Source organism: Ileibacterium valens (assembly GCF_001945525.1).
GTDB lineage: Bacteria > Bacillota_I > Bacilli_A > Erysipelotrichales > Erysipelotrichaceae > Ileibacterium > Ileibacterium valens.
Genome location: NZ_MPJW01000117.1, coordinates 1 through 9,610 on the forward strand (window position 1 = coordinate 1; position 9,610 = coordinate 9,610).

Below are 9,610 nucleotides of genomic sequence, written 5' to 3' on the forward strand. Positions count from 1 at the left end.
ACGGATCGTTCGGTCGCTGTCAGTGATTTCAATCACCGGCTTTGGACTCTCGTCTGATCCTTCCAAATCCAGGAAGACCGTCCTGTCAATTTCTACGAATTCAAGAGCCGCTGAAGCAGGCGATACGGCGGCAGCTTTTCTTCGCCAGTACTGGAAGGTGGATAAAGCCAGGCCGTTTTGGACGCAGAAGCCAGCCTGAGTCAGACCTGACACCTGATATTGATCAACCAGGTTCATCCACTGTTCCTGATTCAGTTCACGGGATTTGGAAAACAGATAATTATGCATAAAATCCTCCAGTTCTAGTCGAATACAGAATATCGACTGGAACCGGAGGATCTAAGCCCGTGCAAATTTCAAAAGGTTACAAAAAACACATCATAAAACAGGATTGAATCAGATAAAAAGCATAGAAAAAGGGGCTGTAAATCTCGCTGATGAAAAATCAGTCGAAATTTAACAGCCCCTTCTTTGCTTTTTGGATCAATATAAACTTTCAGAATTTTATCGTTTAGTTTTTATCAGAAATAGTTCAAAGATCTGTCTGTTTTTCTTTACAATCACTTCTAAGATTAATCCGCAGACACATAGCAAAAGCGCAATTAGCATTAAGATACCAGCGACTATGAGTGTTGGGAATCTAGGAACTAAACCAGTTTGGAAGTATTCGCTTAGAACCGGGATAAATAGTATCAGCGAGATAATAAATAAAATGAAAGCAAGCGATCCAAAGAACAGCATTGGTTTATATTCCTTGAATAACCTGGCTATCATCTTGAGAACCTTTATTCCGTCGCTGTATGTGTTTAGCTTCGATTCGCTTCCTTCTGGCCGATCGCGATATTCAACGGGTATTTCGACCATTCGAAGATCATGAGCCGCACTGTGAATTGTCATTTCTGTTTCTATTTCAAATCCATGCGACAGTACTGGAAATGTTTTTACAAATTCATAACTGAAGGCTCGACTACCGGTCATAATATCTTTCACATCAATGTTAAAAAGATGGTTAATCAACCAGCGAACAGCCCGATTTCCTGTATTGTGAAAAGGCCTTTTATTTTCCTGAAAATAGGTGCTGGATAATCGATCGCCGATAACCATATGAGCTTTACGCGAAAGAATCAGGTCAGCCATTTCAGGTACTGGAGGATATGTATCGTCTCCATCCGCCATAATATAGCAATCCGCATCGATATCTTTGAACATCGAACGAATGACGTTTCCTTTACCCTGAGCATATTCATGGCGAACAACTGCACCTGCTTCTTCGGCAATCTGGGCGGTGTTATCCGTTGAGTTGTTATCATAGACATAAATGGTTGCGTCAGGATAGGCTTCTTTATAGTCTTTTACAACTTTTTCAATTGTTTGTGATTCGTTATAGCAGGGAATTAGAACTGCAATATCTTTTTTTTGATTCGTATTAGTTTCCAACATAAATTTTCCTTTGATTTAATACTGAAGAATTTGAATGAAATGGAATTTCTCTTGTTGATGAATTTCGATGAAGAAGTTTCCAAAAACAAAAAAACGCCAAACGTTAAGATAATGTGCTTAGATAAAGCTTTATCACTATAACAGTTGTTCAGGATTTCCGATAATTCTTAATAATATCGCAAAAGACTCAGACGTTGTTTGACTGATATAAAACGCTTTCTAGATTGAAAGGATCAAAACAAAGAAAAACTTAGATCATTCAAATTACATATGATAGTTAAGATATCAAGATAAACCATGTTCAATCAGTTGACGGTGATATTTAAACAATCTTTAGAGCTTTAAGATCACCCCAAGAGCCGCACATATGCAAATCAACAAAATTGGATGCAATTTTTTATAGCTCATGGCAATGATAAAGAATAGAACAAATAAGCCCAAATGAATCCATGAAATACCGGTCAGGTTGACAGTCTGAGGAAATAGAGTGGCTATCAAAACTCCTATACCAGCCGAAGCAATCATAGCCGAAACTGCTGGGCGCAAACCATAAAAAATATCCTGAACCCAATGAGAATCTCTGAATTGTTCGAGCATACGGGCGATGATACAGATGATAATAACGCTTGGAGCTACAAGACCGATAGTAGTAGTTAAAGCTCCGATGATCGAGTTTCCTGAAGCATGAAAACCAACATAAGTTGCCATGTTGACACCCATTGGACCAGGAGTCGATTCCGATACAGCGATCATATTCATCAAATCCTGCTGGCTGAACCAATGATACTTTTCCATCATTTCATAAAGAAAAGGAATAGTAGCCAGGCCTCCGCCAAGTGCAAATAATCCGGTTTTGAAAAATTCAAAAAATAGAGTTAATAATAATCCAAAATCAGGCATCTGGTTTCTCCTTTTTCGATTTAATAATGTTTTTGATCAGAACACCCAGAGTTCCGGCGATCACGACAATCAATACAGTGGGTATCAATTCAAAATATGTAGCAGCTAAAGCAGCAATGAAGATTCCTATTCCATAAGCATCCTGAATTCCACTTTTCATCATCTTTAGAACAGCTTTAAAAATCAGAACGCAGACTGCAATACGAATACCACTCAATGCATGTTGGACAGCAGGTATAGAGGCAAAGTTTGTTAACAAGCTTGCAATAATGATAATGATGATGATTGAAGGAGTTATTACACCAGCTGTGGCCGCAAGACCTCCTGAAATACGTTTTTTGTTATAACCAACGAATGTGGCTGTGTTTACAGCAATAACACCTGGGGTACACTGTCCTACTGCGAAATAATCCATCAGCTCATCGTAGGTAGCCCAATGTTTTTTGTTGACGACTTCACTTTCAAGCATGGGGAGCATGGCATACCCTCCACCAAATGTAAAAAGACCGATCTTAAAAAAAGTAAGAAAAAGATCGAGATATATATTCATAGAATCCTCCTCGTCAGACAGAGATGTTTTTTCTCTTTCATCAGTTTATCAGGAATTAATGGCTTTCAAGACTTGTGTTAATCATTCAAAATGATAAGTCGGAGTAGATTGACTTAAAATGTTAGAGAGTAATGATATGAATTTTTGGTTCGTTCTTTATAATTAATGAGAAATCATCCATAGGAGGAAGTAATGAAAAAAAAGATCATATATTTCTCAACTGTATTATGTCTTGGTCTGGGATTAACAGGCTGTTTTGCAACAGGTGAGAAGAGTCTGGACATACCAGAAGAGAAGACTTATGAATTGGGTGAGACAGTCATGATCCTCCCAAAGAACTTCATCTCTGGTGAATCTGAACTCGATGAAAACCAGTTAGAGAATTTAAAAGTTGAATCCGATTTGATGACTTCAAGTCAGTATGACTACAACGGATTCAAAGGAGAAGTAAAAACTGTTGGAAAAGATTACCTTGGCATTGGAGAATATGATGTAACCTTGATTGATGGAGACCATAAATATCCAGTAAAAATTACCGTTAGGGATACTCAGGCTCCTGATTTTATTATGGCTCCGTTAAAAAGGGTAGTAGCGGTTGGATCAACAGAAGAAGAAGTTCTTAAGGCTTACAAAGCAGAAGATAAGGATGAGGTAAATCTTTCTTTAAAAGGAGATTATGATCTCGAAACTCCTGGATCCTATACAGTGATTATTCATGCGGAAGATCCAAGCGGTAATATTAAAGAACAGGAAATCACCCTGAACGTAACAGGGGATGGAGCGATGATTACCGCTGATGATACATCTGATCTCGATATTACGGATATTCCACAGACAGATAACTCGACCACAAATCAGCAAACAGATATTACTGTTGATATCGAAGAAGAACCGGTTACTGATGAAACAGTTACACAACCCGAAGAGACACCTGCACCAGATTCATCGACACCAGACACAGGGACTACGGATACAACAACTCCAGCCTGTACAGTGTCTCAGGCACCAGCTGGAGCGGTCATCTACTATTCATTTGATGAAGCTTACGCGGCCGGTTTAGCCTGGAATCAGCAGGATCCGAAAAACTATTTCTATTATTTGCAGGGAGTGGATGATTGTGGAAATCCAGTTTATCTGATTACCATGGGTACGAAATCCGAAGGAGATGGATTCTAGTTTAAGATGATCTATTTGTCTGATTGAGAAGTCTGGAATTTCAAAATCACAATTGCATCTGGTTTGAATGAAGAGACACCATTGGGTGTCTCTTTTTGTACGCTAATGTAGGGATACCACGCAAGTCATATCAAACAGGTTTATAACGAAGGGAAGTTTTAGAATATTCGAAATATTTGGTTTGATCGGGCTATTTAACTGAAATTAAAAGAGAAAATAATAAGAGCCATTCAATCATCTTCTCTGACTCGAAGAATTTCAGAGAATGATCGAATGGCGAATGATTTTTATATAAATTAGAATATACAAAATCTTTATCTATCGGATTGAATTAACGCCAGAAGGCATAAACATTTACCAGTTGTTCTTTAATGTCATCAGGCGAAACGGTTTTTTTGAGTTCGCTTGATAATGGATCGTAGATCACCCAGTTCCCATTTTCATCAGCCATGGGAATAACGACAAAGTTATTATTGTCGGACCCATCCTGAGCTGCCAGTTCAGCGATTACAACACTTCCCTGACTTAAGGAATCATTTACATAAGCTTCGTAACCTGGAAGCGGAGTGTAGTTAACGCCGAATGCATAGGAAGCTCCTCCAAAAATGTTGTCATTTTCTTTGACTGGCTCAATATCATATCCAAATTCAGGAGCCCATAGGGCAAAATATGCAGGTGAATACTTTGGATCTTCCAACAGGTAACTGAACACCATGGATAAGGCGGTTTCGGGTGCTCCGCTCTGAGCAAACAAGCTGTTTCCGAAAGGCAGATAACCCCATCTTGGATCAGCAGCCTTCAATGAGTTAATAAGAGTCATATCCCCTTCTAAAACAGGAACTTCAGTTTCAGCGAGATTCTTATCTTTCTGGTTTGGATAATCTGCTACGAAAGCAAGAAGAGATTCGTCATTTATTGCTAATTTTGCCAGGTTTTCAGGATAGGCATTCAGGTTTTTTAAAATCTGAGTATATACTGTAACAGTTTCTGGTTGTGACTTTGCAGTCTCTGAATTACCAATTTTCTTCTGGGCTTCTACATCTCCATCCACTGCATTCTGATAAAGTGTAATTTCGCTGACATCATAGGCGTTCAATGCTTTTTCCTTGAGTGCAGAGAGTGTTGACTCGCTCCAGCCTTCTGGTAAAGCAGTATTTTCGACCAGAGTAGTATAGTCAGTATATTGTTGTTCCAGGGTATCTAAAGTGGACTGATATTTATTATCTCGAGACTGATTGGCAAACCATAAATAACCGATAGCTGCTGCGCAAATGATAATAGCTACTATTACAACAGTAAATAGTATTTTTCGGTTCCGTTTTACTTTTTTTACTTGTTTCATAAAGAAATCCCCCTTATACAGTATAAAGTAATGTCTGTGATTGAAGTTTATCATGCTATACGAGAATGCTGGGATTATCAGAAAAAATATCTGAAATTTGTAATAAAATGGGATTGTTTTACGCTAATTTAAAAATCTCTGATATAAATAGCATTTACTTCAGACATTGACGCTTTGAAAAGGAATAATCGCTTGATCTTTTGGGTTCATAAATTAAGCAGGAAGAAAACAAAGCGTATGATTAATAATCGTATCAGAGCGAGGTGAGAATGGCGCGCAAACTGAAAAGAAAAATTAAGAGAGGAATTAACCGGACCAGGAAACTGATTTGCACTGCTGCAGGAGCATCTCTGTTTGCAGCTCTTTATCTCGGAGGTGATCTTCCAGGACTCCATTTTGTTCAGGCAAACCCTACAGAGAATTCAGTAGATAAAGTGATTGACAACAGCTATGAAAACCTGGTTTCGAGCAGGCGAATGACAAAAAGACCCTTTTTTGCCCATCGAGGATTTTCTTCGCAGGCAATGGAAAATTCGTTGTCTGCTTTTGATCTGGCAGTTGCTCAGGGCTATGAGCAGCTTGAAATGGATTTATGGAAGTCTTCGGATGGAGTGATTTATGTCTGTCATGATAATTCACTGAAGGCATCAGCTGGAATTGATAAAAAAATTACTGATACTGACAGCACCCAGCTCGATATGACCTATTTAAAAAACGGAGAAAAGCTTCCAAGACTTAGCGAAGTCTTTGAAGATCTGCAAACAGATGCAATCTATCTTCTTGAACTAAAGCAGGGAAGTGCTGAAGTTCCACAAATTACTGAGATTCTAAATCAGTATAAATCTCTGCAAAGAAATATCTGCGTGCAGGCATGGGATCTGGAAACTCTAAAAGCCATTGAGAATGAATTTCCATATATGTTTACCATGTTGTTGATGTCAAATTTGACTTTGCTCGAAGATGCACTTTTAGATGAGTCTTTATCTGGTCTTGCGATTGAGGAAAGCCAGTTGAATCCAGAAATTATTGAAAGAATTCATCAGGCAGATAAGCAGGTGTGGGCATGGACCGTGAATAAAAAAGGAAGAATGAATGAATTGATCTCGATTGGAGTCGATGGATTGATTTCTGATCATCCAGATCAGGTTGTAGAGGCTTTTCAGGGATTTTAAGCAGCTTGGATAAGCTTAATAAATTTTCAGCGAAACCACAAAACAGTCAAGGAATCTATCTTTAAAATCCCGAATCTCATGCGATATAATGGTTTCGAATATATTGGATATATTAAAAGGAGAACTTTTTCATGGCAAAGAAACAGGTATATGCAGCCCTGGAAATAGCAGACCGCGAGGTGCGGTTAGTAGTACTTGAAGTTTTTGATTCTCGAAATAATATCCTGCGCGTTGAAAAAGTTCCCTGTGCAGGTATTGATAAAACAACCATTGTCAACGAAAGTGCGGTGGTCAAAGCGATTCAGCAGGCAATCAGACAGGCTGAAACTGCACTGGGATATCGGATTGAACGGGTTTTATTAGCGATTCCTGGATCGGATGTGATTCGGAGTGCTCAAAAAATTCATATTACGATAGAAGATGGTACGAAAAACATTCGGCTTTTCCATATTCAGCAAGGTTTAGCAAAAGCTATGCAAAAAAAAGCGGATGAGGATCATGAGCTGATCAATATAAATAAGATTACATATGTGGTCAATGACATTCCAACGGAACGAATTCCAGTGGGCATGGAAGCAGAGTCGTTCGAAATGGAAGTTGATCTGCTGTATGTAGATAAAGCCAGACTGTATGCGTTTGCCAGAGCCGTTGAACAGTCAAATCTGGAAATCATTGATGTCTGTCTGGATGTTTATGCCCAGGCCAGAGAGTCAGCTGCATTAGGATTATCTGCTGAACGGCCAATCATTTTATTAAATCTGGATGATGATCACACTTCTCTGGTATTGGCAATGCAGGAAAAAATCATGACAGCAGCAGAAATTGATAAGGGATTACGATACTTTACCAGTGATCTGCAGACAAAATTCAGGTTAAGCGATGACATTTCATATCGCCTTCTGACAAATCTGTTTTCAAGTAAAGAAGAAGATAATAAAGATGTTATCATTTACATTGAATCGCAGGATGGTCACAATGTTGAGGTCACTCAATCTGATCTGGCCAGACTTGTGCTACCTAAAATCCGGGAATGGATCATGGATATTAATGAGGCATGTGCCGGAATTGTAAAAGATGGCAAGGCCCGTTATATGATCACTGGTAAGGGAAGTAATCTTGTCATACTTGAAGAGATGACTGGAGCATTTAATGCCCCTGCATCGGTCTATCAGGTGACTGCGATTGGGGCCCGGGATGGAGCGTATACAGCTGGACTGGGAATGTCCTATGTCTGGCAGGATATGAATCGTATAAAGAAGGATGACAGAATTTCTGTCAGTCGAAATGAGCTGGAAGAAAGCATTGAAACAATCAGCCGAATAACCCGGGATGAAGAAGGCGGTTTTACGCAGAAACTAAAACGCGTAATTCTGTCAAATAATAGTTAATCAGAAAACAAAACAGTAAATAAGCAGATACAGGAGGAAGAAAAATGCCGGAATTTAATCAAGTAGCAGATATTAGAGTCATTGGAGTCGGTGGAGGCGGAAGCAATGCAGTTAACCGCATGGTAGCCGATGGAGTCAAAGGAGTAGATTTTTACATTGCCAATACAGATGTACAGGTAATGAAAAACAGTCCGGCAGACAATAAACTGGTTCTTGGACCAGATACGACAAATGGACTTGGTGCAGGCGGACAGCCTGAAATCGGTCATAAAGCCGCTGAAGAATCTGAAGCAGATATTCGCAATGCGATTGATGGCGCAGATATGGTATTTATTACAGCCGGAATGGGTGGCGGAACAGGAACCGGTGCAGCTCCTTTAGTAGCAAAACTTGCCAAAGAAGAAGGTGCATTAACCATTGCCGTTGTAACCAAGCCTTTTACTTTTGAAGGCAAACGCCGCACGGTAAATGCAGTTGAAGGAATTGATGAACTGAAAAAATATGTAGACTCTCTGATTGTTGTTTCCAATGATAATCTTCTTGAAGTCATTGGAAGAAAACCAATTGAAGAAGCTTTCCAGGCTGCTGACAATGTATTACGTCAGGGTGTTCAGACCATTTCGGATCTGATTGCAGTTCCAGCTTTAGTTAACCTTGACTTTGCCGATGTCCGTTCGGTTATGCAGAACAAAGGCCGCGCGCTGATCGGTATTGGTATGGCTGATGGTGAAGATAAGGCAATTACTGCTGCTGAAAAAGCAATTCAGTCTCCTCTTCTTGAAACCAGCATTGCTGGAGCTAAGAGCGCAATTATCAACATCACTGGTGGAGATAAGGTTTCTCTTTATGATGCTCAGAATGCAGTAGCTGTTATTCAGGATGCTGCTGGTGGAAATATTGATACAATTTTTGGTATTGCAATTAATGAACAGCTTGGCGATGCAATTATCGTTACTGTCATTGCAACTGGATTTGAAGATGATGGAGAAGATAAGAAACAGAGCAGAAAACAGCGCTCAGAAAAACAGATTTCTTCCACTCCTCTCTATACACAGCCTAAAGTTTCCGCTCCACGTCCATCAGGGGTAACAACAACTGTTGCAGAAACCAATTCGGACGATACAATTCCAAATTTTTTCTTTAATCGCGGTTAAAGAGAACGATTGTAAAATTAGTGAATTCCATGAAAGACTTTCCTGCCGCTTCAGGAGAGTCTTTTTTTATACGATATTTGATCAAGATGATTGAAAGAGAAAAATTAATAGAGCGTCATACTTTCCAAATTAGAGACGGCTCTGTTTTGCAGTCATGCGTAAGTTCTTTATATTTGACGGGGTTAAACCCTCCGGTGACCGTTGTTAGATTATCTACAACGAAACTGGAGGATTTTTCATTATGCCGAATTATCACTATGCGTCAACCAGAAAAGGAAACCGGAAATTCTGGACCAGACAGGTTCAGGCTTATCACCTGTCCGGACTTTCTCAGAAGGAGTTCTGCCAGAAGAATGGCTTAATCTATACCTCTTTTGGCTACTGGAAACGCAGATTGGAAAGGTCTGCGAAAGCTGAAGGAATAGAGTTTGTAGAGATTGATGTCGCTACTGTCGCAGAAAACTCTGCCGCTATTACTCTGTCTGTCG

10 protein-coding genes are annotated in these 9,610 nt (G+C 39.5%); 5 read left to right on the plus strand and 5 right to left on the minus strand.

From position 1 onward, the window contains the following. The 4 genes from tnpA (BO222_RS05730) to BO222_RS05745 all read right to left on the minus strand — a co-directional run. Positions 1 to 288: IS66 family insertion sequence element accessory protein TnpA (gene tnpA / locus BO222_RS05730; RefSeq protein WP_198931968.1), on the minus strand; the 288-nt coding region annotated here is incomplete at its 3' end. Positions 289 to 504: 216 nt separating this feature from the next. Continuing rightward, on the minus strand, positions 505 to 1,440 hold the full coding sequence (locus tag BO222_RS05735; protein WP_075819190.1) for a glycosyltransferase family 2 protein: 936 nt from the start codon (positions 1,438 to 1,440) through the stop codon (positions 505 to 507). Between the two features lie 333 nt (positions 1,441 to 1,773). Continuing rightward, complete coding sequence (locus BO222_RS05740) at positions 1,774 to 2,340, minus strand: chromate transporter (RefSeq protein WP_075819192.1); 567 nt, start codon at positions 2,338 to 2,340, stop codon at positions 1,774 to 1,776. Further along, positions 2,333 to 2,890, minus strand: a complete 558-nt coding sequence (locus BO222_RS05745; RefSeq protein ID WP_075819194.1) for a chromate transporter — start codon at positions 2,888 to 2,890, stop codon at positions 2,333 to 2,335. The genes BO222_RS05740 and BO222_RS05745 overlap by 8 nt, the downstream gene beginning before the upstream one ends. A gap of 192 nt (positions 2,891 to 3,082) precedes the next feature. Between BO222_RS05745 and BO222_RS05750 the strand changes: the two genes are divergently transcribed. Next, positions 3,083 to 4,066: a hypothetical protein gene (locus tag BO222_RS05750; protein ID WP_075819196.1), complete on the plus strand. Its 984-nt coding sequence runs from the start codon at positions 3,083 to 3,085 to the stop codon at positions 4,064 to 4,066. Positions 4,067 to 4,397: 331 nt separating this feature from the next. Here BO222_RS05750 and BO222_RS05755 read toward each other — a convergent pair whose 3' ends face one another. Next, positions 4,398 to 5,408, minus strand: a complete 1,011-nt coding sequence (locus BO222_RS05755; RefSeq protein WP_075819198.1) for a hypothetical protein — start codon at positions 5,406 to 5,408, stop codon at positions 4,398 to 4,400. Between the two features lie 269 nt (positions 5,409 to 5,677). Between BO222_RS05755 and BO222_RS05760 the strand changes: the two genes are divergently transcribed. The 4 genes from BO222_RS05760 to tnpA (BO222_RS05775) form a co-directional block, all read left to right on the plus strand. Continuing rightward, a complete protein-coding gene (locus tag BO222_RS05760; RefSeq protein ID WP_075819200.1) occupies positions 5,678 to 6,580 on the plus strand; it encodes a glycerophosphodiester phosphodiesterase in 903 nt (300 codons plus the stop codon). Between the two features lie 131 nt (positions 6,581 to 6,711). Further along, complete coding sequence (locus BO222_RS05765) at positions 6,712 to 7,968, plus strand: cell division protein FtsA (RefSeq protein ID WP_075819202.1); 1,257 nt, start codon at positions 6,712 to 6,714, stop codon at positions 7,966 to 7,968. Positions 7,969 to 8,012: 44 nt separating this feature from the next. Further along, positions 8,013 to 9,122 carry a cell division protein FtsZ gene (gene ftsZ / locus BO222_RS05770; RefSeq protein WP_075819204.1) on the plus strand — a complete coding sequence of 370 codons (1,110 nt, stop codon included), beginning with the start codon at positions 8,013 to 8,015 and terminating at the stop codon, positions 9,120 to 9,122. A gap of 241 nt (positions 9,123 to 9,363) precedes the next feature. After that, positions 9,364 to 9,610: IS66 family insertion sequence element accessory protein TnpA (gene tnpA / locus BO222_RS05775; RefSeq protein WP_198932002.1), on the plus strand; the 247-nt coding region annotated here is incomplete at its 3' end.